The sequence below is a fragment of the Kribbella sp. C-35 genome (genome assembly GCF_046549195.1).
Taxonomy (GTDB): Bacteria; Actinomycetota; Actinomycetes; order Propionibacteriales; family Kribbellaceae; genus Kribbella.
In genome coordinates this window covers 393897-416415 of record NZ_JAJPWG010000002.1, presented here as the reverse complement: position 1 = coordinate 416415, position 22519 = coordinate 393897, and the positions used below count along the sequence as shown (strand labels likewise).

At 68.7% G+C, this 22519-nt stretch carries 20 protein-coding genes; 12 read left to right on the top strand and 8 right to left on the bottom strand.

The window, feature by feature from the left end:
- The first annotated feature begins 1 nt into the window (after position 1).
- The 4 genes from ACLJOO_RS14620 to pgsA all read left to right on the top strand — a co-directional run bounded on the left by ACLJOO_RS14620 (position 2) and on the right by pgsA (position 3786).
- The gene (locus tag ACLJOO_RS14620; RefSeq protein ID WP_410787615.1) at positions 2–568 is read left to right on the top strand and encodes a hypothetical protein; all 567 of its coding nucleotides are present in this window, start codon (positions 2–4) and stop codon (positions 566–568) included.
- 117 nt (positions 569–685) lie between these two features.
- Complete coding sequence (locus tag ACLJOO_RS14615; protein ID WP_410787614.1) at positions 686–1450, top strand: helix-turn-helix domain-containing protein; 765 nt, start codon at positions 686–688, stop codon at positions 1448–1450.
- Between the two features lie 51 nt (positions 1451–1501).
- Positions 1502–3166, top strand: coding sequence for a 30S ribosomal protein S12 methylthiotransferase RimO (rimO, locus tag ACLJOO_RS14610; protein WP_410787613.1), 1665 nt, complete (start codon positions 1502–1504; stop codon positions 3164–3166).
- Complete coding sequence (gene pgsA / locus ACLJOO_RS14605; protein WP_410787611.1) at positions 3163–3786, top strand: CDP-diacylglycerol--glycerol-3-phosphate 3-phosphatidyltransferase; 624 nt, start codon at positions 3163–3165, stop codon at positions 3784–3786. The genes rimO and pgsA overlap by 4 nt, the downstream gene beginning before the upstream one ends.
- Positions 3787–3846: 60 nt before the next feature.
- On the opposite strand, the gene ACLJOO_RS14600 is transcribed toward pgsA, so the two are convergent.
- Positions 3847–4974: a DUF2332 domain-containing protein gene (locus ACLJOO_RS14600; protein WP_410787610.1), complete on the bottom strand. Its 1128-nt coding sequence runs from the start codon at positions 4972–4974 to the stop codon at positions 3847–3849.
- Positions 4975–5270: 296 nt separating this feature from the next.
- Here ACLJOO_RS14600 and ACLJOO_RS14595 point away from each other — a divergent pair, with 296 nt between their 5' ends.
- Positions 5271–5744: a CinA family protein gene (locus tag ACLJOO_RS14595; RefSeq protein ID WP_410787608.1), complete on the top strand. Its 474-nt coding sequence runs from the start codon at positions 5271–5273 to the stop codon at positions 5742–5744.
- A 163-nt stretch (positions 5745–5907) separates the two neighbouring features.
- Complete coding sequence (locus ACLJOO_RS14590; protein ID WP_130379674.1) at positions 5908–6195, top strand: helix-turn-helix domain-containing protein; 288 nt, start codon at positions 5908–5910, stop codon at positions 6193–6195.
- 8 nt (positions 6196–6203) lie between these two features.
- Here the strand turns inward: ACLJOO_RS14590 and ACLJOO_RS14585 are convergent, their stop codons facing one another.
- The 3 genes from ACLJOO_RS14585 to ACLJOO_RS14575 all read right to left on the bottom strand — a co-directional run bounded on the left by ACLJOO_RS14585 (position 6204) and on the right by ACLJOO_RS14575 (position 12223).
- Positions 6204–6665, bottom strand: coding sequence for a DUF4262 domain-containing protein (locus ACLJOO_RS14585; RefSeq protein WP_410787607.1), 462 nt, complete (start codon positions 6663–6665; stop codon positions 6204–6206).
- Between the two features lie 114 nt (positions 6666–6779).
- On the bottom strand, positions 6780–7565 hold the full coding sequence (locus tag ACLJOO_RS14580; RefSeq protein WP_410787606.1) for a DNA-formamidopyrimidine glycosylase family protein: 786 nt from the start codon (positions 7563–7565) through the stop codon (positions 6780–6782).
- A gap of 11 nt (positions 7566–7576) precedes the next feature.
- A complete protein-coding gene (locus ACLJOO_RS14575; RefSeq protein WP_410787605.1) occupies positions 7577–12223 on the bottom strand; it encodes an ATP-dependent helicase in 4647 nt (1548 codons plus the stop codon).
- A 109-nt stretch (positions 12224–12332) separates the two neighbouring features.
- Here ACLJOO_RS14575 and ACLJOO_RS14570 point away from each other — a divergent pair, with 109 nt between their 5' ends.
- Positions 12333–13499: an LppM family (lipo)protein gene (locus ACLJOO_RS14570; RefSeq protein ID WP_410787604.1), complete on the top strand. Its 1167-nt coding sequence runs from the start codon at positions 12333–12335 to the stop codon at positions 13497–13499.
- The gene (locus ACLJOO_RS14565; protein WP_130379664.1) at positions 13496–13690 is read left to right on the top strand and encodes a DUF3046 domain-containing protein; all 195 of its coding nucleotides are present in this window, start codon (positions 13496–13498) and stop codon (positions 13688–13690) included. The genes ACLJOO_RS14570 and ACLJOO_RS14565 overlap by 4 nt, the downstream gene beginning before the upstream one ends.
- Positions 13691–13722: 32 nt before the next feature.
- Here ACLJOO_RS14565 and ACLJOO_RS14560 read toward each other — a convergent pair whose 3' ends face one another.
- The 3 genes from ACLJOO_RS14560 to ACLJOO_RS14550 all read right to left on the bottom strand — a co-directional run bounded on the left by ACLJOO_RS14560 (position 13723) and on the right by ACLJOO_RS14550 (position 17388).
- Positions 13723–15828, bottom strand: coding sequence for an MMPL family transporter (locus tag ACLJOO_RS14560; protein ID WP_410787603.1), 2106 nt, complete (start codon positions 15826–15828; stop codon positions 13723–13725).
- 166 nt (positions 15829–15994) lie between these two features.
- Positions 15995–16555 carry a GrpB family protein gene (locus ACLJOO_RS14555; protein ID WP_410787601.1) on the bottom strand — a complete coding sequence of 187 codons (561 nt, stop codon included), beginning with the start codon at positions 16553–16555 and terminating at the stop codon, positions 15995–15997.
- Between the two features lie 41 nt (positions 16556–16596).
- Entirely contained in the window at positions 16597–17388 is a 792-nt protein-coding gene (locus ACLJOO_RS14550; RefSeq protein WP_410787600.1) for a hypothetical protein, read from the bottom strand.
- Positions 17389–17637: 249 nt separating this feature from the next.
- Here ACLJOO_RS14550 and recA point away from each other — a divergent pair, with 249 nt between their 5' ends.
- Positions 17638–18711 (top strand): recombinase RecA, encoded by a 1074-nt coding sequence (gene recA, locus ACLJOO_RS14545; RefSeq protein WP_410787598.1) that lies wholly within the window; start codon positions 17638–17640, stop codon positions 18709–18711.
- A gap of 720 nt (positions 18712–19431) precedes the next feature.
- On the opposite strand, the gene ACLJOO_RS14540 is transcribed toward recA, so the two are convergent.
- Positions 19432–19593 (bottom strand): hypothetical protein, encoded by a 162-nt coding sequence (locus ACLJOO_RS14540; RefSeq protein ID WP_410787596.1) that lies wholly within the window; start codon positions 19591–19593, stop codon positions 19432–19434.
- Between the two features lie 349 nt (positions 19594–19942).
- Between ACLJOO_RS14540 and ACLJOO_RS14535 the strand changes: the two genes are divergently transcribed.
- The 3 genes from ACLJOO_RS14535 to ACLJOO_RS14525 all read left to right on the top strand — a co-directional run bounded on the left by ACLJOO_RS14535 (position 19943) and on the right by ACLJOO_RS14525 (position 22187).
- On the top strand, positions 19943–20854 hold the full coding sequence (locus ACLJOO_RS14535) for a regulatory protein RecX (RefSeq protein WP_410787595.1): 912 nt from the start codon (positions 19943–19945) through the stop codon (positions 20852–20854).
- A 17-nt stretch (positions 20855–20871) separates the two neighbouring features.
- Entirely contained in the window at positions 20872–21549 is a 678-nt protein-coding gene (locus ACLJOO_RS14530) for an alkaline phosphatase family protein (protein ID WP_410788674.1), read from the top strand.
- 215 nt (positions 21550–21764) lie between these two features.
- Positions 21765–22187, top strand: coding sequence for an Rv0909 family putative TA system antitoxin (locus ACLJOO_RS14525; protein WP_410787594.1), 423 nt, complete (start codon positions 21765–21767; stop codon positions 22185–22187).
- The last annotated feature ends 332 nt before the right edge of the window (positions 22188–22519 follow it).

Sequence of the window (22519 nt, the reverse complement as noted above, 5' to 3'; positions counted from 1 at the left end):
CGTGACCGCCGCGAGCGCACTGCCCAGGCAGGACCGATTCGACGTCGACCCCGAGCCCGTGCCGTTCACCGTTCGCGCCTCGCAGCGGGTGCACGGCGGACTCGCCGTCGGTGCGGCGCTGGTCGCGATCGGCTTCGCGGCGTCCGCGTCCTCGAGTCCGGCCGGCATCCTGCGCTGGATCGTGGCGGCCGCGTTCGCCGTACTCGCCGTGGTGTGCGCCCGCGCGCTGACCGTGGGGGACATGCTGGTCGCCGACGACGTCGGCATCCGGCTGCGCATCGGCAGCGAATGGGTGGGTACCCGGTGGGAGGACATCGAAGAGGTGACGGTGCTGCAGCGCCGGCATCCGCTCGACGACGGGCGGATCGCCGTACACCTGCAGGATCCTGGGCCGGTGCTCGGTGCGATGCCGAGCTCGACCCGCAAGACAACCGATGCCAACCGCCGCCTGACCGGATCCTCACTCGCGATACCGTTCGGGTTGACGGCTCGGCCGTCCAACGGGGAAGTGGTGCAGGCACTGCACATGCTGGCCGATACCAGGTGCCCAGTCAGAGAACAGCTCTGACTCGTCCGTGACCCCGTCGAACCCAAGCCGTTGAGTTGATGTCGTTGTGTTGATATCGATGCACCGGCTGTCGATGGTCCGCGCGAACAGGTCGGACGAGGAGAGGATGGTGGGGACGTGAGCATCGGCAGCGAGCTCACGGCGGCCCGCGAACGGGCCGACATGACGATCGAGCAACTGAGCGCCGCCACCCGGATCAGATCCGGGCTGCTGATCGCCATGGAGGCCGACGATTTCTCCCGCTGCGGCGGGAACTTCTACGCCCGTGGGCACATCCGGTCGATCGCTCGCGTGGTCAAGGCCGACCCCGCTCCGTTGCTCGCCGCCTTCGACGCCGAACACGCCGTCGAGGAGGAGAAATCCCGGCGCGAGGAACGCGCCGCGGCCAAGGCCCCGACCCTCCGCCCGGCCCGCCCGCGCTGGGCTCTCGTGGTCGGCGCGATCCTGGTCATCCTGATGGGCTGGGGAATGGTGCGGCTGTTCACGTTACCCAGCGACATCGAGGCCAACGCGTCCAAGACCGCGACCACGACGGCAACGGTCACGACGCCGACCCCGAAGGCATCGCCGCAGCCGACGGTGCGGCCCACCAAGAAGCCGACGTCCGCCAAACCGCCCGCTCTGATGACCGCGCTGCGACTGACGGCGACGGGCGACGGCACGTACCTGACGATCCGGGACAGGAAGAATCGTCGCCTCTTCCAGGGCCGCCTCAGCCCGGGCATCGCGCAGTCCGTCACCAGCGCCGGCGACATCCGCGTGACGGTAGGCAACCCCGGCAACCTCGTCGTCGTGCTCAACGGCAAACGGATCCCCACCAAGCTCTACAAGTTCACCGCGCACCCGAACGGCACCCTCAGCAAGACCACCGGCAACCAGTAATCGAGCTTCTGAGTTAGGTACGGACGTGCACAGCGCGTCATACTCGTGGGGATGACTACGCCACCCACCACCGTCGCCCTGGTCACGCTGGGCTGTGCCCGTAACGATGTCGACTCCGAGGAACTGGCCGGCCGGCTCGAAGCCGGCGGATTCCAGCTGGTCGACGACGCCGCCGAGGCGGACACGGTGGTGGTGAACACCTGCGGCTTCGTCGAGGCCGCGAAGAAGGACTCCGTCGACACGCTGCTCGCGGCGGCCGACTACAAGGATTCCGGCCGCACGCAGGCCGTCGTCGCGGTCGGCTGCCTTGCCGAGCGGTACGGCGAGCAGCTCGCGGACGCTCTCCCGGAGACGGACGCCGTCCTCAGCTTCGACGACTACACCGACATCTCGGAGCGCCTCCGCGCAATCCTCGCCGGCACCAAGCACCAGGCCCACGTACCACGCGACCGCCGCAAACTCCTCCCACTCGCCCCTGCCGACCGCCACACCACCTCCGGCGTAGCAATCCCCGGCCACGGCGACCACATCCCAGAGGCGCTCCGGCCGGTAGGCACCACCTCAGACGCTCCTAGCGAACTCAAAGGTCGCTTCGTCACCGGTGCACCGGAAGAGTTGAAGATCGACGCCCCCGATCTCGCGACCGCGCCTGCGAGCGGCCCTCGCGTCATGCGCCGTCGCCTCGACGGCGGCCCGATGGCGCCGCTGAAACTCGCCTCCGGCTGCGACCGCCGCTGCGCGTTCTGCGCGATCCCGATGTTCCGCGGCGCCTTCATGTCCCGCCGTCCGGCCGAGGTGCTCCGCGAAGCCGAGTGGCTGGCAGAGAACGGCGTACGGGAACTCTTCCTGGTCTCCGAGAACTCCACCTCCTACGGCAAGGACCTCGGTGACCTCCGCCTCCTCGAGACCCTGGTCGGCGAGATCGCCCAGGTCCCCGGCATCACCCGCGTCCGCGTCTCGTACCTGCAGCCCGCCGAGATGCGCCCCACCCTGATCACCGCGATGACCGCCACCCCCGGCGTGGTCCCGTACTTCGACCTGTCCTTCCAGCACGCCTCCGGCCCGCTCCTGCGCCGGATGCGCCGCTTCGGCGACTCCGAGCGTTTCCTCGAACTCATCTCCCAGGTCCGCGCCGCCGCCCCGACCGCCGGCATCCGCAGCAACGTCATCGTCGGCTTCCCCGGCGAGACCGAAGAGGACGTCGACATCCTCTGCGACTTCCTCTCCCGCGCCGGCCTGGACGCGATCGGCGTCTTCGGCTACTCCGACGAGGACGGCACCGAGGCCGAGACGTACGACGGCAAACTCGACGAGGACACCATCGCTGACCGCCTCGACCGCGTCACCCGCCTCGCCGAGGACCTGACCTCCTCCCGCGCTGAATCCCGCATCGGCGAACTCCTGGAGGTCCTCATCGAGTCCCTCGACTCGACGGACTCCGGCGACTCTGACGCGGCTGAGGCCGCGTCGCAGTCCGACGCCGACCTCGGGTCCACCGGGTGGGTCGTGGCCGGTCGCACGGCTGAGGGTCGTGCGGCGCACCAGGGGCCCGAGGTGGACGGGATGACGACGGTGACCGGCCTCCCGGACGGGATCCGGGTCGGGGATCTGGTCTCCGCGAAGGTGGTGTCGAACGACGGCGTCGACCTGATCGCCGAGTTCGCGGCACTCGTGAACGCCCCAGACGCCCGCCCGGCAGCTAACCTGACCGCGTGACCAACCCGGAGACGAACCCGGCGCCGCACGCAGCCGGCGGCCATCTCCACGCGCCCAGCGCCTGGAACGTGCCGAACGCGCTCACGGTCCTCCGCCTGGTCCTGGTACCGCTGTTCGTCTGGCTCCTGCTCCGCGACGGCGGCCACACGACCGGGGACCGCCTCCTCGCGACCGCCGCGTTCGTCGTCGCCATCGTCACCGACCGCTTCGACGGCGACATCGCCCGCCGCTGGAACCTGGTCACGAACTTCGGCAAGATCGCCGACCCGATCGCCGACAAGGCCCTCACCGGCGCCGCCTTCCTCGGCCTCTCGTACCTCGGCGAACTTCCCTGGTGGGTCACCATCGTGGTCATGGTCCGCGAATGGGGCGTCACCGCCCTCCGCTTCTGGGTCATCCGCCACGGCGTCATGCCCGCCAGCCGAGGCGGCAAACTGAAGACGGTTCTCCAAGCCGTAGCCCTGGGCCTCTACCTCCTCCCATGGCAACACCTGGCGCTGGTCCACTGGCCCGCGGTAGCCATCATGGCCGCCGCCGTCCTGGTAACCCTCGTCACCGGCCTCGACTACCTCTCCCGAGCCCTCCGCCTAAGAGCCGCGGCCAAACGCCCCCTCCCATAACCCTGGTCACTGCTTGATCGGCGAGCGATGGTCCGGCGAGCAGTGGACTGGCGGGTGGGTCTACGCGTCGGCCAGCCAGGCGAGCATCTCGCCGCGGAGCCAGCAGCGCCCGACCGCCGTGGCATGCAGCGACGTGTGATCGAACACGCCCAAACCGATGATGCTGTGCCCCGAAGCCCGCCGATCGCCGAACGTCGGCATCCCCGGCGCGACTCCAACCCCCTCGACCGACACCCACGCCACCGGCCGCCGGGTCGCCGCTTCGTCGAGCCGCTGCAGGAACCGCAACCGCCCCTCGAGATCCAGCCCCGACAACGCCCAGGTCGTGATCACCACCGGGAGTACGTCGTCAGGCACCAACGCGAGCGCCTCCGGCAGAACGTCAACGACACCACCCCGCACCAGCACCGGCGGAGCCGCCGCCGCCAACGCCAACTCCGCCTCGAGCCTCGCCAACCGCTCCACCTGATCCGGCGGCACACAGGCCCGCAACCAACGCGCCTCGTCCACCTCAGTCACATCAACCGGATCAACATCAACCACGATCCGAGCCGCAACCTCCGGCACCGCTAGTAGCGGCACGAGCCCATCACCCACAACCGAAGCCGACACCTGCACCGCGGAGCCCGAGTCACCCAACGACTGCCCGCTGGAATACGAGATCCCCACCCGATCAACCGTCAGATTCAGCCCAGCCGGCCGCCCCACATCAATCAGCCCAACCGACGCCGCCCCAACCCGCCGCGCCACCTCAGCAACAGCCGGATACAACACCGCATGCCGCCCACCCTCATCCCCCCGAACCTTCCGCCCCGCCCCAACCCCCAAGACCAACTCCCCAACCCGCTCGACCACCCCAACCCCCACCGCCCCAACCACATCCACCCCATCCGCGCCTGATGTGGCGGCGGTGGCGTTTGCGGTGGCGAAGGCGGCGGCTAGGTCTGAGGCCTGTCCGGAGAGGGCGAGGTCGTGGAGCGCGGCGAGGATGACCGTCGGATGCCGACGGCGTGGCGGCGCGTTCTCGATCACTCGGAGCGCTTCAGGTGACTCACTCAGCGCGATCGCCATGCGCGCGTACAGCGGCGAAATCTTCAGCGCATCGCCTTCACCGAACCGCCGATAGACCTGCGCGAGAGTACGCCCGCGCACCCCGCCCTTCACGCTCCCACCAGTCGCCTCCGGCATTCGAACGAGTCTAGCCACGCACCCTCGCCCAGCTTCAGGAATTCTCGAGCTTCTTGTCGGATGTGGGTCAGCGGCTTCGTACTTTCGACCGAACCTCGCCACGCCTCCGTTCGCGTGGGTGCCTCTGCGGATTGTGTTGTTAGTTGTATGGGCCTCCGGGATGGTCGAGGGGGACGGCGGTGGGTGGCGCGTTGTGGGTGGTGTGTCATGGGTTGGCAGCGGGGGTGGTGTTGGGTGGTGGGTGTCGAGTTGGCGCGTGTTGGGAGCGGGAGGTGGCCGTGGGCGGTGGGGTCGAGGTGGCGGTTGAGCGACTGGTCGGGTTGTTGCTGGAACGTCGCGTGACGCTGGCGACTGCTGAGTCGTTGACTGGTGGGATGGTCGGGGCGGTTCTGACGGATGTGCCGGGGGTGTCGGCTGTGTATCGGGGTGGCGTGGTGGTGTACGCGACTGACCTGAAGGCCAAGCTTGCGGGCGTGCCGGAGGAGCTGCTGGCTGCTGTGGGCCCGGTGCACCCGGATACGGCTGCTGCATTGGCCAGCGGTGTGCGGGAGCGTCTGGAGGCGGACTACGGGCTCGCGACGACAGGTGTGGCCGGACCGGACCCGCAGGCGGGTGTCGAGGCCGGCACGGTGTACGTCGCCGCGGCCGGACCAGGCTCGGTGCAGGTGCGGAAGTTGCAGCTGAGCGGTGATCGGGCAGCTGTGCGCCGGGGGAGTGTGCAGGCCGTCCTGGAACTCGGAGCAGAACTTGTGGCGGAAGAACTCGACTGATCGGGGTGTTGGGACCAGCATGGGGACAGGTAAGGCAGACTGGCACGGCGCACCGAAGGTGGACATTGCGAGAGGTAGTGACCCAGCAACAGGTACCGTTGGTTCCTACGGTCGAGCTACCGTGCGAGTAGACGCGACCGGACAGGCGGAAGGGAGAAACCTCATGGTGCTGGTTCGTGGCCTGCTGGGCGACGTGCTGCGGCGTAAGCGGCTGCGCCAGGGGCGCACTCTGCGCGAGGTATCCGCCGACGCACGCGTCAGCCTCGGCTATCTGTCCGAGGTCGAGCGCGGTCAGAAGGAAGCTTCGAGCGAGTTGCTGGCGGCCATCTGCATGGCGCTGGAAGTGCCGTTGTCGACGGTGTTCGCCGAGGTGAGCGAAGATCTGGCGCGCGAAGAGGCCCTGGTGCTGGCGCATCCGACCATCGAGCCCGAGGTCGTGGCCGCGGCCTGAGCCGCGGATCATCGGACGCCTCCGTTGGGGGTCGAACCACTGCTGGACGGCTGGATCAGTGCGATCCGGGTCGGCCAGACGAGCTGCAGCGCGGGCAGCGGCGGCTGACCGGGCCGCCGGAACATCGTGTTGGCGGTGTACAGATGGTGCGCCGAGTCGGGAAATCGCAGGAGCTCGGCGGTGTGCGGCGGCGGGAAGAAGCCGGACAGGTCGTCGCCCTCGTCGAAGACCGCGCCTTCCAGCACCGCCCAGGCGAGCGGCTTGAGCCCCAGAAAGGCGTAGCAGGGCTCCGGATCGAAGACGATGATCTCCGGATGCCGGTAGAGGCTGAGGCCGAGTGTGTACCCGAAGGCAGGGTTCCGCCCGCCGTCGCCCTCGATGAACTGCATCGTCCAGCCGTACGTCTGGATGTTTCGCTCGAGCTGTCGCGAGTACCGCTCGTCGTCCAGGCCACCGCACTTGTCGCACATCACCATCTCCTTTCGCTCGAACAGTTGTTCGATGCGTCAGAGAAGGTATCCGTGTTCACTCCCTCCGGAGCCGTTGTCCACAGGGCAATTTCGGTAGGGCGATGTCGACAGGAATCAGGCTTCGGGCTGGCAGGCCGGGCACCAGTACGTGACCCGCTCGCGGGTCGGCTCGCCGAGGGAGGACGTGAGGATCGTCGTACCGCATCGGCGGCACGGCTTGCCGGCGCGTTCGAACACCCAGGAGCGTTGCCCCGGCCGGTCGATGCCGGTGCTGACCTGGGTGCCGTTGCGGACGTTGGCTTTCATCAGCTTGCGGCTCAGGTCGACCGCGCCGGGGACGTCGACAGCCTCGACCGGGCGCCATGGGTGCAAGCCGAGCAAGAAGCAGACCTCGGTGCGGTAGAAGTTGCCGATCCCGGCGAGGTTGCGCTGGTCGAGCAGCGCCTCGCTGATGGTGCGTCCGGGATCGGACTCGACGTTCGAGATCGCAAGTGTGCGATTGAACGACGGCGACAGGAGATCCGGGCCGAGATGCCCGACAACGGTGTCCTCCTTGTCGGAGGCGACGAGGTCAAGCACCGGGAGCCGGTATCCGACGGCCGTCCACGGTGCGGTTTCGAGGACCACACGGATCTCGTGGTCGGGGCCGCCGCGCCAACGCTCGCCGGGACGGTACAGGTGCCAGCTGCCGTCCATCCGGAAGTGGCTGTGCAGCGTGAGCCCACCGGAGATCCGCATCAGAGTGTGCTTGCCGCGCGCAACGACTTCCAGCACTGTCCGTCCGGTCAGATCGGTCGTCGCCAACGAAGGCACCCGGAAGTCCGTGCGAACGAGTTCCTGCCCTGCAAGGGCCTGATTCAGCCGCTTGCAGGCTCGCCAGACGGTGTCTCCTTCGGGCATGACCGACTACTTCACGCCCGGAGCCGCAGACCGCGTGGCGTGGCGTGGAATCCGGCCTTGGCCAACGCGTCCCCGAACGCGGTATGGCGAACCTGCTCACCGTCCGCGGTCTCCACGCTGAGCTTGCCGAGCTGACCGTCCCGGATCGACAGCGCCAACGCGTCAACGGCCGGCTGCAGCAGATCGGGATCCTCCGTGAAACTCAGCACGGTCCGCCCGCCACGCTCGACATACACGATCAGCTGCCCGTCGACCATCACCACCAACGCGCCTGCCTTCCGGCCGGGGCGATGCCCGCCGGCGCTTTCCCGCTCAGGCCAGGGCAACGCGGCACCGTACGGGTTGGCTGGATCGGACGCAGCCAGTACGACGGCGCGCGCGGTCAGCTCCTCGTCCTTCCGGCCGCGAGCGGCACCGCCTGCCCGTGCGCCACCGGGCCCGAACCGTCCCGGGGAGCCGAATGGTCCGTCAGGCCTCGAGGTCGGTAGCTCGGCGAGCGCCCGCAGCCGATCGACTGCGCCGGGCAGTGCGAACTGGGCAGCTCCGAGGCCCGCGACGAAGTACCCGCGCCTGCACCGCCCGGACTCCTCGAAGGCACTCAGCACCTTGTAGACGGCCGCGAACCCACCAGGCGTCCGCTCGGTGATCACCGAACCCCGCGTCACGATGCCGTAGCGATCGAGAAGGGTCTCGGCGGCGGCATGCGCCCGCCGGGTCGCATCCGAGCTTCGGGCCGGAAGCAACGACCACCGCCCGCCGGCCGTCGGCGGACCACTCCGGGACGGCATCGCGGGTCGTCCTGGCCGGATCGGCCGACCCGGACGCGCACGTGGAGTCGCACGACGAGTTCGATGACTGCCGCGACCACCACCGACGAGCGATCGGACCGGCGTCAACGTGTCGTTCGTCAGGAACCCGGCCCAGACGAGGTCCCAGAGAACGCCGACCAGCGTCTCGTCCTCGATCGCACCAGAACTGGAACCGACGACGTCGCTCAACTGCCGGAAGAAGAACGCACCGCCCCCGGCCAACGCGTCCAGCACAGCTTGGTGCGTGTCGCCGAGCTCGAAAGCCGGATCCGGGTCAGGCAGCGTCAAGTCGCAGTTGTCGGCCAGATGCAGCGACACCCATCCGTCGGTTCCGGGCAGTGAACCCGAGCCGGCCCACACCACTTCACCGGTCGCGGTCAGCTCGTCCAACATCGACGGCTGATACCCGGGGACCCGCGACGGCAGCACGATCGACTCCAGAGCCGACGCCGGCACCGCGCATCCCGCGAGTTGCTCGACCGCTCCGAGAAGTACGTCGTACCCGCGGCCGCGGCTGCTCGTGATGCCCTGCCAGGCGGGCAGGAATCGCGCCAGCGCGGAGGGATCGACCGGCTCGACCTCCTTGCGCAGCGCGGCGAGGGAGCGGCGTCGCAGCAGCCGGAGGACCTCGCTGTCACACCATTCGAGCGCGATCCCGCCCGGCAGGAACTCGCCTTCGACGACTCGACCGGCCGCGCTCAGCCGCCGCAGCGCGTCGGTGACGACTGCGACTCCGATGCCGAGATGGGTCGCGAGATCGATCGCGCGGAACGGTCCGTGCGTCCGCGCGTACCGAGACACGAGGTCGCCGAGCGGATCGGCGACCGGCTCGGCATGCGCCTCCGCAACGCCAGGTGGCAGCGGCACGCCGAGGGCGTCGCGCAACCGAGCCACGTCCTCGACGACCGCCCAGCGATGCTCGCCCGCGATCCGCACCCGGACGACGCGACGCGCGGCCGCGAGCGACGTCAGCCAGGACTCCGCATCCGAACCGTCGACGCACCGCTGGATTGCCTCCGGCAACGACAGCGGACCGATGATCCGCAGTACGTCGAACAACCCTTCGGCATCACGCGCTCGGCGATCCTCGGCAAGGCGTTGCAGCTCGGCCTCGGTCCGCAGTACGACCTCGGCGTCGAGCAACTCACGGAGCTCGGTCCGCCCGAGCAACTCGGCCAGCAGACTCTGATCCAGCGACAGCGCGGCTGCGCGCTTCTCGGCGAGCGGGCTGTCACCTTCGTACATGAAGGCGCCCACATAGCCGAACAGCAACGACTTCGCGAACGGCGACGCCTCGGATGTCTCAACCTCGACGACCGAGATCCGGCGCTCGCTGATCCCGGTCAGCAGCTCCTTCAACGCAGGCAGGTCGTAGACGTCCTGCAGGACTTCGCGCAGGGTCTCGAGCACGATCGGGAACGACCCGAACTTGCTCGCGACACTCAGCAACTGCGAGGCGCGTTGCCGCTGCTGCCACAGCGGTGACCGTCGTCCCGGATTGCGTCGTGGCAGCAGCAACGCCCGCGCCGCGCACTCCCGGAACCGCGCCGCGAACAACGCCGACCCACCAACTTCGGTGGTCACCAGATCCTCGATGTCCGCGGGATCGAACAACACCAGATCCGCGCCCGGCGGCGGCTCGTCCGTCTCCGGCAGGCGCAGCACGATCCCGTCGTCGCCGGACACCGACTGCGCGTCCATCCCGTAGCGATCCCGGAGCCGCGCAGCGATCGCCAGCGCCCACGGGCCGTGCACCTGTCCGCCGTACGGCGAGTGCACGCACACCCGCCAGTCGCCGAGCTCGTCGCGGAACCGCTCGACCACGATCGTCACGTCGTCAGGCACTCGGCTGGTCGCGTCGCGCTGCTCGGCGAGATACGCGACGAGGTTGTTCGCGGCGTACTCGTCCAGGCCCGCGGTCCGCGCGCGCTCGATCGCCTTACCCGCGGGCAACGACGCCATCTTGCGAACGAACGCGCCGGTCGCCGCGCCGAGCTCCGCCGGCCGCCCGACCGCATCGCCCTTCCAGAACGGCAACCTGCCCGGCTGACCGGGCGCGGGGGAGACGAGCACCCGGTCGTGCGTGATGTCCTCGATCCGCCAGCTCGACGCGCCGAGGGTGAAGACATCGCCCACGCGCGACTCGTACACCATCTCCTCGTCGAGCTCGCCCACGCGATGGTTCGTCGACTCGCCGACCAAGAACACGCCGAACAGCCCGCGGTCCGGAATCGTCCCGCCGCTCGTCACCGCGAGCCGCTGCGCGCCCGGCCGGCCGGAGATCTCCCCGCTCACCCGGTCGAAGACGATCCGCGGCCGCAGCTCCGCGAACTCGTCGGACGGGTACCGACCGGAGAGCATGTCGAGCACCCCGTCGTACGCCGATCTCGGCAGCGTCGCGAACGGCGCGCAGCGTCGTACCAGAGAAAAGAGCTCGTCGACGTCGATGGAGTCCAGCGACACGATCGACACGATCTGCTGCGCGAGAACGTCCAGCGGGTTCGCCGGGATGTGCAGGCTCTCGATCAGGCCGTCGCGCATCCGCTGCACGACGACGGCGGTGTCGATCAGATCGCCGCGGAACTTGGGGAACAGCACACCGCGCGACACCGCTCCCACCTGGTGGCCCGCACGACCGACGCGCTGCAGTCCGCTGGCAACCGACGGTGGCGCCTCGACCTGGATCACGAGATCCACGGCGCCCATGTCGATGCCGAGCTCGAGGCTGCTCGTCGCCACGACGCACGGCAGCCGCCCGGATTTCAGATCCGCTTCGATCAGCGCCCGCTGCTCCTTGCTGACCGAGCCGTGATGGGCCCGCGCGATCAACGGCGGAGCCGCGAGCGATCCGCCCGACTGCGCCATCAGCTGCGCAGGTGAGCCGAGCTCCGGCAGCTCCAGCTCGGCGCGCTCGGCAGCGATCTCGTTCAGCCGGGCAGTGAGTCGCTCGGCCAGGCGGCGCGAGTTCGAGAAGACGATCGTCGAACTGTGCTGACTGATCAGGTCGAAGACATGTTCCTCGACATGCGGCCAGATCGACGCATGCTGCTGCGGACCGGCCGCGGACCCAGAGGTCTCGACCTCGGTCGCGGCCAGCTCAGCCATGTCCTCGACCGGTACGACGACGCTCAGATCCCACTGCTTCGTGAACTTGGGCTGCACGACCGTCACCGGCCGCTCGCCGCCGAGGAACCGCGCGACCTCCTCCACCGGTCGCACCGTCGCCGACAGGCCGATGCGCTGCGCCGGCTGCGGCAGCAGTGTGTCGAGCCGCTCGAGGGTCAGCGCGAGATGCGCGCCCCGCTTGGTACCGGCGACCGCGTGCACCTCGTCGACGATGACGGTCTCGACCCCGCGCAGCGACTCCCGGCCTTGCGAGGTCATCAACAGGAACAAGGACTCAGGAGTTGTGATCAGTACGTCGGACGGCCGCGTGGCGAACCGTCGCCGCTCGTTGGCCGGGGTGTCGCCCGAGCGCACCGCGACCTCGACGTCGATCGGCGCCTCACCGAGCCGGCGGGCGGTCTCCCGGATGCCGATCAACGGCGCGCGAAGGTTCCGCTCGACGTCGACGGCGAGCGCCTTCAGCGGTGACACGTACAGCACCCGGCAGCGCAATTTCGGATCGTCCGGCGGCGGTGTCGTGGCCAGCCGGTCCAGTGCCCACAGGAAGGCCGCCAGCGTCTTCCCGGAGCCGGTCGGGGCGACCACCAGCGCGTCCCGGCCCGCGGTGATGGCGTCCCACGCCTCGAGCTGGGCCGGGGTGGCCGCCTCGAAGACGTCGCCGAACCACGCCCGGGTCGCGGGCGAGAACCGGCTCAACGCGCTGGTCTTCTTCACGCCGACCATCTTGCCGGGTCCCGCCGACAGTTTTCACGAGCCGCCCGATCGCCCACCGTGAGCAGGCGCTTTCCGTCCGGTGCGCCGGTTGTCCCCTTCGTCTGGAATGATCGGTCGCATGATGAACCGCGTACGTGGAGCCCTCGTCGTCGTGGCCTGCCTGGTCGGGCTGACCGGGTGCGTCAAGCTCGACGCCGACCTGAAGGTCGGGTCGAACGAGACGGTCTCGGGGACCATGAAGCTCGGGGTGGACAAGCAGCTGCTGCAGTCCAGCGGCCAGTCCCTCGACAAGATCCGCCAGCAGGTCGAGAGCGGCGTCAAATCGACTGCCACGCAGGGCGTCGAGTGCAAGTCGTACGAGGACGACAAGTACGTCGGCTCCGACTGCACCTTCAAGAACGTGCCGTTCGACAAGATGGGCAGCTCGAGCGGCGAAGGCGTCGGCTTCACCAAGGACGGCGACAAGGTCAAGGTGACGGTCGAGGCCGGCGACCTCGGCAGCAACCTGCCGTCCGGCAGCCAGCCGGAGGTGAACTTCAAGATCACCATGCCGGGAAAGATCCTCGAACACGACAGCGGCGCGAAGGTCAGCGGCCGGACCGCGACGTACGACAGCATCGACAAGCTCGGGAAGATCTCGCTGACCTCCGAGGCCGGTGGCGGGTTCCCGATGTGGGCGCTGATCCTGATCATCGTGCTCGTGCTGCTGGCGATCGGCGCGGCGGTGGTCTTCATCCTGCGTAGCCGCAAGGCGCAGCAGGGGCCGCAGGGCTACGGCCAGCAGTTCCCGGGGCAGTACCCGGGCCAGCCGGGTCAGTACGGCGCCCCGGGGCAGTACCCGGGGCAGCCTGGGTTCGGCCAGCAGCAGTACGGCCAGCAGGGGCCCGGTGGGCAGTACCCGGGCCAGCCCGGTCAGTACGGCGGTCAGCAGGGACAGCCCGGACAGCCTGGTCAGTACGGCGGACAGCCGGGGCAGTACCCGGGTCAGCCGCCGCAGGGGCCCGGTCAGCATGGTCAGCCTGGTCAGCAGCAGTACCCTGGGCAGCCTCAGCAAGGTCAGGGGGAGTGGGGCTCGCAGCAGCCGCCTCAGCAGGGCCCTGGTGGTTGGGGACAGCAGCCTGGTCAGGGTCAGCAGCCTGGTCAGCAGCCTCCGCAGCAGGGTTACGGTCAGCAGCCGCCGCAGCAGCAGGGTGGTTGGGGCCCGCAGGGTGGTCCGTCGGCGCCTCAGCAGGGGCAGCAGGGCGGTTGGGGACCGCCGCCGAAGGACAACGACGGGCAGGCATGAGACTGACGGAATTCTGGGCACGGATGGATCACCATCTCGGGCCCGCGTATGCACGGACCTGGGCAGAGACCCAGGTGGTCCAGGAGCTCGGCGGCCGCACGGTCGTCGAGGCCCTGGCCGACGGTGAGGCCGCCAAGTTCGTCTGGCGGGCGGTGTGGGCGCACCTCAACCTTCCGCCCAGCGAACGCTGACCAGCCCACGCTGGCCAGCCCACGCCACTCGATCAGGTCCTGGTGAGCGTCGACTCGCCCTCAGGCAGGCTGTCGGCCGGACCAGGATCGCGCTGACGGGCCAGCCGGCTCGGCCACCACAGGTGCCGGCCGATGTCCAGGTTCAGCGCCGTGACCAGCACGGAACGGACGACGATGGTGTCGAGCAGTACGCCGAGCGCGACCGCGATGCCGATCTCCGCGAAAGCCACCACCGGCAGCGTCGCCAGCACCGCGAAGGTCCCCGCCAGCACCAGTCCGGCCGACGTGATCACCCCACCGGTCGCGGCCACCCCGATCAGCGCACCGCGCCGGGTGCCGTGGGTCTTCGCCTCCTCGTGCACACGTGTCATCAGGAAGATGTTGTAGTCGATGCCCAAGGCAACCAGGAAGACGAAGACGAACAGCGGCAACGACGTGTCCGCACCCTCGAAGCCGAGTGCCTTGAATCCCAGTGAGCTGATCCCGAGCGCCGCGCCGAACGACAGTACGACGGTTGCTACCAGCATCACCGGTGCGACCAGTGCCCGCAGCAACAGTGCGAGGATCGCCAGCACCACCGCGAGCACCACCGGGATGATCAGCTTGTTGTCGTGAGCGGACGCCCGCTGCGTGTCCAGCAGGATCGCGGCACCACCGCCGGCGAGTGCGTCGGCGTCCGGCACCGCGTGGACGGACGTGCGTACGCGATCGACGGTGTCCTTCGCGGCCTGCGTGTCCACCGCGTCGGTCATGGTCCCCTCGAGGTACGCCAGTCCGCCGGCAACCCGCGGCTCCGCCACCGCCGCAATGCCTTGCGTCGAGGACATCGCCGTACGGACCTCCGCGGCCTTGTCAGCCTTGCTCACCACCACCAGTGGGTTGCCCGCGCCGGCCGGGAAGTGGGCGGCCACGATCTTCTCTCCGACGACGGAGTCCGGCGTACCGACGAAGGACTCCTCGTTGGACAGGCCGTTGGCATTGAGTGTCAGCATGCCGAGGGCGGCGATGCCCAGGAGTACGGACGTGGTGATCCAGGTCAGCCGCGGCCGTACGGCGATCCGTCGGCCGATGCGACCCCACACACTCGTCTCGGTGTGGTCATCCGATCCGTACGTCGGACGGAGCGGCCAGAACACCCAACGACCACAGATGACGAGCAGTGCGGGCAGCAAGGTCAGCATGGCGAGCAGGGCGATCACGATGCCGACTGCTGCGACCGGACCGAGCCCGCGGGTGGAGTTCATCGAGGCGAACAGCAGACAGAGCATGCCTGCTACCACTGTGGATCCTGATGCGATGATCGCCGGACCGGACCGGTGCAAAGCGAATGCCATCGCCTCATGCCTGTCCTGATGCTTCCTGAGTTCCTCGCGGTAGCGGGCTATCAGTAGCAGGGCATAGTCCGTCCCCGCGCCGAAGACAAGGACTGTCAGGATGCCTGCGCTCTGGGCGTTGACGGTCAGGTCCGCTCGGGTCGCCAAGACGTAGATGACGGCCTGTGCCGCAAAGAGTGCGACACCTGCGGAGAGGATCGGCAGCAGCCACAACACGGGGCTCCGGTAGGTGAGCAGGAGGATGACGATCACCACGGCTGCAGCGGAGTACAGGAGCTTGCCGTCGATACCTGCGAAGGCCTCTTGCGAGTCGGCGGCGAATCCGCCCGGTCCGGTCACGTGGAAGGACAGTCCGTCTGGCCGGTCCGCCGCGATCCGCCTGATGTCGTCGGCACGCGCACCGATGGTCTCCCAGCCGCCAGAGCCGGCGTTGATCGGTACGAGCACCTGGAGTGCCTTGCGATCCTCCGACGGGATCGGCCCGATGACGTCACGGTCGACGTCCTGCAGATCGCCGTACTGAGCGACCTGTCGAGCGACCGCTTGCTGGTCAGCGGGAGTGATACCGGACGAGCGTTCGTACACCAGCACAGCCGGAATCTCGTCCGGGGACGAGAACTGCTGGGTCGCCTTCAAGACCTCGGTGGACTCCGCCTTACCGGGCAGCCACGAGACAGCGTCGTTCTCCTGCGCACCGGTCAGCTTGCCCGCCGGACTGAAGGACACCCCTATCGCGACGATCCACAGCGCCAGCACGATCCACTTCGACACCTTGCCGCACGGCAACGCCGCGAGCCGTCCCACTCCGCGCACCCGAACCACGCCCCCTGGAGAGACATCCGTCCGCACGCCGGACCGATCACGACGCCCCCGAACCAGCCTGGTGGCTGCGTCAGACAGGGTCAACGACCACTCGGTAGTACTGCGCTCACCGTGCGTCGTCCTGCCTGCACGGGCACTGGTTCAGTTCTCAGAGTGTCCAGCCGGTGCGGGCGGCCCATTCCTCGGCCGGTAGATAGATGAGATCGCAGACCGGGTCCTTCAGGTCGCTGTAGTCGCCGATCTCGAGCCGGAGCGCGGCCGCGTGCTGCTTGAAGACGGCGTACGCCCGCGCCGTTTCCGGATGACTGCGCAGATAGTCGCGGAACAGCAGCGCGTACCGCTGGTTGGCCCGCCCTGCGACACGGATGTGCAGGTTCACCCGGCGCCGGTACATCGGCTCGACCAGCATCCGCTTCACCCATTGGATGTCGTCGGCGGGCAGACCCGGCACCGGGTGGTCACGCCGCGGCGGGCGGAGCCCCCAGTCCGCGGCGGCCATCTGCTCGGCGACGTCGTCCAGGTCCGGTTCGGTGCCGACCGTCACTTGGATATCGAGGATGTCCTTGGCCGGGAGACCCGGCACCGAGGTGGAGCCGATGTGGTCGATCCGCTGGGCCAGCTCGCCGAGCAGTCCGCCGATCACCTGAGCGGTCTTCTGGTACTGCGCGGGCCAGGTGTCGTCCGGCCGCGCGATGACGATCCCAGTCATGCGGAGATCATCCCAGTACTGCGGTGGCGGGTCCCAGCCTTTTACACCGGTTTGACCCGGAACGCGCTGGTGGTGAGCAGATCCGCGGCCTCGTACGCCGCCTTCTTGATGCCCTTGCGCTCGTCGAAGAAGCCGCCGACCACGCCGACGCCGGGGAGCTTCCCGACGAACCGGGCGCCCAGGCTGCCGCGCGGACGGTCCTCGAACACCTCGCTGAGTCCGCCGAACAGCTTGCTCAGTCGCCAAACCAGCCGGACGCCCTTGCGCAACCCCATGTCCGTTGCGACCTCGTCGAGCCCCAACTGCTCGGAGACGTCCTTGCCGGCGATCTCCGGGTCGTCGTACTTGAGGACCTCGTCCGGCGTGATCGGGCGGTCGGTGAGTACGCGGATGATGATCGACGTACGGTCGGCGTGCGCCTCCACGCCGTACTCGCGGCAGACCGCGCCGATCACCATCGCCTGCACGGCGGCGCCGAGGGTGTCCTTCATCGGCAACCGGTCCGCTGCCGCGCCGCTGAGCCGGGGGAGACCGGCGACGACCGCGGCGAACCCGCCGAGGCGCTCGACCCACCAGTCGCAGCGCTTGGCGAGCGGGAGAGTCGGCCATTCCTCGTGGCCGGGCACCTTCATCTGCAGCAGCCGGTCGATCGCGAGGATCAGACCCTTCTCGGCGAGGTTGGGCTTCTCCTGAGCGGAGTATTCGGCGAGGACGGTGCGGATGCCGAACGGGTCCTGCGAGCGGAGCGCGTCGAGCACGATGTCGATACCGAATTCGACCCTGCTGATCGCGAGGACCACGGCGGAATCGGGTACGTCGGGACGGTCTGTCACGTCCGCAAGAGTAGGGACCGGCTGGGTCAGGATGGTTGCGGGAACAGGCTTCGGCGTGTCAGTTGTGATTCGAACACGTGTTCGGGATACTTTGGTGCTCGGAAGGTGGTTGGACGGCCGAGTTGTCCACAGATTCGAAGTCGCGGCGAAAACTGTCCGACGTGATGGATACCTTCTTTGGCGATACGAGAAGTCCTCCGGGCGGCTAGGAAGCGGCCCCGATTATGAGATGGGTCAGGTGGCAGTCAGATGGCTGGTGCAGCGGTGAGCGCGGAGCGCAAGGAAGCGGATCGTGAGAAGGCGCTTGCGACTGCGCTGACACAGATCGAGCGGCAGTGTGGCAAGGGCTCGGTGATGCGCCTGGGCGAGCAGAACAGGCCGCCGATCGAGGTCATCCCGACCGGTTCGATCGCGCTCGACATCGCGCTCGGGATCGGTGGACTGCCGCGCGGCCGGGTGGTGGAGATCTACGGTCCGGAGTCCTCCGGTAAGACGACGGTCGCGCTGCATGCGGTCGCCAACGCTCAGCGGGCCGGCGGGATCGCAGCCTTCATCGACGCCGAGCACGCCCTCGACCCGGAGTACGCGCGGAAGCTGGGCGTCGACACCGACGCGCTGCTGGTCTCGCAGCCCGACTCCGGTGAGCAGGCGCTGGAGATCGCCGACATGCTGGTGCGCTCCGGCGCGATCGACATCGTCGTGATCGACTCGGTGGCCGCGCTGGTGCCCCGGGCCGAGATCGAGGGTGAGATGGGTGACAGCCACGTCGGTCTGCAGGCCCGGCTGATGAGCCAGGCGCTGCGGAAGATGACCGGCGCGGTCAGCGGGACGAACACGACCGCGATCTTCATCAACCAGCTGCGCGAGAAGATCGGCGTCATGTTCGGCTCCCCGGAGACGACGACCGGTGGTAAGGCGCTGAAGTTCTACGCATCGGTGCGGCTGGACGTGCGCCGGATCGAGTCGCTGAAGGACGGTACCGACGTCGTCGGTAACCGGACCCGCGTCAAGGTCGTGAAGAACAAGGTGGCCCCGCCGTTCAAGCAGGCCGAGTTCGACATCATCTACGGCCAGGGCATCAGCCGCGAGGGCAGCCTGCTCGACCTCGGTGTGGATCAGGGCTTCGTCCGCAAGGCCGGCGCCTGGTTCACGTACGAGAGCGACCAGCTCGGCCAGGGCCGGGAGAACGCGCGGAACTTCCTGCGCGACAACCCCGATCTGGCCAACGAGCTGGAGAAGAAGATCAAGGAGAAGATGGGCATCGGCCCGACCCTTGACCAGCCGGCCGGCGAGGCCGCGGCCGAGGTCGATGTCGACTTCTGACCGACCCTCCGCGGGCGGCAGCGTCTCCCGGCAGCCATCGGCCGCCGACGACGCTGCCCCCGCGGCGCTGTCTCTACCTCACGACGAACGCCTCGCCCTGGCCCGCAAACTCCTGGCCGAAGGGACGACCGCGTCCGCGAACACGGCAGAGCCGCTCACCACAGAGCCAACTGCCACAGAGTCGGTTGTCACAGGGCCAGCTGCCATAGAGCCGACGGCCGCCGAGCGCACGTCGTACCGGCGTACGTCGGCTCAGCAGGTGTCCGCGGAGCGCGATTCGGCGCGATCCGCGCCTACGTCGGGCTCGTCGGGCGACGGTGGTCCGGGTAGTGCAGGCGGCGCAGGTGGTGGGTCTGGTGACGGCGACGGTTCGTCCGCTGGTTCGAGGCGAGGAAGTCGTCGTACTCGGGGTCGTGGAGCGAGCGCTGCCGACCCGTGGGAAGACCCCGACGACTTCCTGGACAGCGGCGAGTCGGAGCGGAGCACAACGGGACGACGCACCAGCTCCATCAGGCGAACCGCTGGCACCGTGGACCCCTGGGACGAGCCTTCACCTGAGGCTCATGACTCGGGTGAGCGGGAGTCACGTCCTCGCAAGACACGCGCTCGCCCGGAGTCAGCTGCGGAACAGACTCCGTCGACAGCTCGTCGGACCACGTCGCGACGTGACTCAATCGCGAATCCGATTGACCCCTGGGGCGACGAGGACAAACGAACCGCTCAGACGTTCGAGACCCAGGCCACCGCGCGCCGAGCCGAGGCCCAAGCCTTCGCCGACGATGCCCCTGCCCCGCTGGGTGACAGCGCGAATCGCAGCACCTCGAGCGGTCCCCACACCACCGAGGCCAGCGACTCGACGCCCGCGCCGATAGCTGACCCCACGACGTCAGCCTCGCGCGACGACCTCGGCCCAGCCGACGTCTTCGACCCGTGGTCAGATCCAGTCGATACCTCTGTCGACGACCCATCGCCTGCCGCCACGAGCGTCACCACATCACGCGCTTCCATCCGCCATACGGACCAACCTGTCCCCAGCACGCCAACGGCAGCATCCGACGAGACAGCTGCCTCCGCGTCCAGCGACGTACCAGCCGACGCTCGCACTGGCGGACCGACGGACGAACCCGCCGACGTATCCGGCAACGGCGTACCTCTTGAAGCGCCCACCGGGCGAGTCGAAGGCACGCTGAGTCCGAGCGTCGATCCGTGGTCGGACCCGGTCGTTGGACCCGTGTCGACGAGCGGCTCGGAACCAGTCTCCGCAGACAACACGCCGCCGGCCTCGGCGGGCGCAGGTGGCTCGGCGGGTGACGGCGTCCGACTCGACGCCGTGGATTCTGCGAGCGCCGGCGAGGACAGCTGGCCGGGCGGTGCGGGTTCCGCGAGTGCCCGGGTGGGCTCTGCGGGGACCGGAGCGGGCTCCGGGAGTGCCGGGGTGGGTGCTGCGCGGGGCGGGGCGGGGTCTGGGAGTGGTGGGGCGGGTTCCGCAGGTGGTGGGAGTGGCTCGGGGCGGGGTGGGGCTGGGCGGGGGAGTGCTCGGCGGCGGGTTGGTGGGGGGTTTGGGCGGCGAGGGAAGCGGCCGGTTGGGGATGAGCCGCAGGGGACGGGGGATCCGGGGTTCGATGGGGCGGACGCGGACCCGTACTCGGTGGCTCGGACGATCTTGTTGGACAAGTTGACAGGGCAGCCGCGGACCCGGGCCGAGTTGGCTGATCTGTTGGCTGAGCGGGACATTCCGGATGAGGTGGCCGATGCGGTGCTGGATCGGTTTACCGACGTCGGGTTGATCGATGATGCGGCGTTCGCGAATGCGTGGGTGGAGTCGCGGCATCGCGGGCGCGGGCTGGGGAAGCGGGCGCTGGCGCAGGAGCTCCGACGGCGCGGGGTGGACGACCAGTTGGCACGGGATGCGCTCGAGGAGCTGCAGCCTGAGCAGGAAGAGGAGAAGGCGCGCGAGCTGGTACGGCGGAAGCTGCGGTCGATGCGTTCGCTGGAGCGGCAGGTCGCGATGCGGCGGCTCCTGGGCATGCTCGCCCGCAAGGGCTACCCCGGAGGCATGGCGATGAGCATCGTGAAACAGGAACTGGACGCGTCGCACGATGAGTTCCCACTAGTCGACGAGTCCGGTCTCGGACCCGAGTAGCGCCCCACACGCTCGGCCTGCCGATAGGTGGCGGGTTTCGGGTGCCGTGCATCGTGGTGTCGCCGTGGACCGCCGGTGGGCGGGTGAGCAGCCAGAAGTTCGATCACACGTCGGTGGTTCAGTTCCTCGAGAAGCTCACCGGTGTCCGGGAGCCGAACATCAGCCAGTGGCGTCGCAAGACGTTCGGTGACCTGACCTCGGTGTTCCGCCACGACCACATCAGCAAGCCGCCGGCGCTACCTGAGACTGGTGCCCAACTGATTGCCCGGCCGTCCCGCGGCTGCGGGAGTAGCGTCTGCTGCATGGCGAGCTTCGAGGACGTTGAGCGGTTGGTTGGCCAGTTGCCGGAGACCGTGGAGACGACCCGGCACGGTATGCGGACGTGGGCGGTTGGTGGCAAGGGGTATGCGTGGGAGCGGCCGTTCAGTAAGGCGGATGTGAAGCGGTTCGGGGACGAGACGCCGCCGGGTGGGCCGATCGTCGCGCTGGTCGTTGAGGATCTTGCGGAGAAGGAGGCCGTGCTGCAGGCGCGGGCGGGGGACGGGTTCTTCACGATTCCGCATTTCAACGGGTACGCCGCGGTGCTTGTTCAGCTCGACGAGGTGTCGGAGGCCGTCCTGGAGGAAGCACTACTCGACGCTTGGTTGGTGCACGCACCGGCCGACGTCGCCAAGGCACACCTCGGAAACAGATAGCCCGCAATCCGAGTCACCACCCCGAAGCCGGGTGCTGATTGGGGGCTTGTGGGGGTGGGGTTACGGAGGGTGACGTGGGTTCGGGGGGTGGGCTGCGGCGAGGGGCGTTGACGGGTGCGCCGTGACGGTGTGTTATCCGAGGTAGGGCCGGTATTTGTTCCGGTCCGTAGGCTGGGATTTTCCGTCGATCCGCCCCAGACACCGCGGAGGGTGCAATGAACGATTTCCAGGAACAGGCGAAGAACTGGCTCCGGAATGTCGTCAAGCAGAACCCGGACAAGATCAAGGCCGGCGTCGAGAAGGCCGGCGACCTGATCGACAAGCAAACCGGCGGGAAGTACGCGGAGAAGGTCGACGCAGTCCAGCAGAAGGTCGGCGGCTTCGTCGACAAGCAGACCTCCGACGAGACCCCGAGCCAGCCGGGAGCAGAATCCGCGCCCGCAGCGCCGCCTGAGCCCACAGAAGCCGCCACATCCGAACCCACCGCGGCCGCGTCCGAGTCCACCGAGACGGGTTCCGAATCCCCCGGTGGGGCCCCGGCAGGCACGACCGAACCAGCCCCTGGCGAGTCGGCGGCTGACACGTCCGGTGCGTCGGAAGGGGCAGCCGGGTCCCAGGGCAGCAGCACACGCAGCTAGCCCCGCTACGACCCTGAACGGTCACCGCGCTCGGCCGTGCGGCACGGTTGGTCCCGCACGGCTCATGTGCGGCGGCGAGATCTGGAGTAGACCACGTTGGTGGGTGGTCTTGTGGAGATCGACGGTGGCGTCGGTGAGTGTCCGTCTTGACCGGGTGGTGGGGCGCGCCTAGCCTCGGCATCAGGAAGGGATGAATCCACCGGAACGGTGGCGGATATGTGGAACGGCGGGTTGGCGAAGCTGTCGGCCGGCCGGGAAAACGCAACCACGCTCGACCGAGCTGAAGGAAGGACGACGGCGTCGTGCAAACGCTGTCGGATAGACGGCACCGC

What these genes read in the sequence shown, in the direction of transcription:
- rimO (WP_410787613.1), top strand. Translation starts at nt 1,502, where the DNA reads ATGACTACGCCACCCACCACCGTCGCCCTGGTCACGCTGGGCTGTGCC.
- ACLJOO_RS14600 (WP_410787610.1), bottom strand. Translation starts at nt 4,974, where the DNA reads ATGCCGGAGGCGACTGGTGGGAGCGTGAAGGGCGGGGTGCGCGGGCGT.
- ACLJOO_RS14590 (WP_130379674.1), top strand. Translation starts at nt 5,908, where the DNA reads ATGGTGCTGGTTCGTGGCCTGCTGGGCGACGTGCTGCGGCGTAAGCGG.
- ACLJOO_RS14585 (WP_410787607.1), bottom strand. Translation starts at nt 6,665, where the DNA reads ATGTGCGACAAGTGCGGTGGCCTGGACGACGAGCGGTACTCGCGACAG.
- ACLJOO_RS14580 (WP_410787606.1), bottom strand. Translation starts at nt 7,565, where the DNA reads ATGCCCGAAGGAGACACCGTCTGGCGAGCCTGCAAGCGGCTGAATCAG.
- ACLJOO_RS14575 (WP_410787605.1), bottom strand. Translation starts at nt 12,223, where the DNA reads ATGGTCGGCGTGAAGAAGACCAGCGCGTTGAGCCGGTTCTCGCCCGCG.
- ACLJOO_RS14570 (WP_410787604.1), top strand. Translation starts at nt 12,333, where the DNA reads ATGATGAACCGCGTACGTGGAGCCCTCGTCGTCGTGGCCTGCCTGGTC.
- ACLJOO_RS14565 (WP_130379664.1), top strand. Translation starts at nt 13,496, where the DNA reads ATGAGACTGACGGAATTCTGGGCACGGATGGATCACCATCTCGGGCCC.
- ACLJOO_RS14555 (WP_410787601.1), bottom strand. Translation starts at nt 16,555, where the DNA reads ATGACTGGGATCGTCATCGCGCGGCCGGACGACACCTGGCCCGCGCAG.
- recA (WP_410787598.1), top strand. Translation starts at nt 17,638, where the DNA reads ATGGCTGGTGCAGCGGTGAGCGCGGAGCGCAAGGAAGCGGATCGTGAG.
- ACLJOO_RS14525 (WP_410787594.1), top strand. Translation starts at nt 21,765, where the DNA reads ATGAACGATTTCCAGGAACAGGCGAAGAACTGGCTCCGGAATGTCGTC.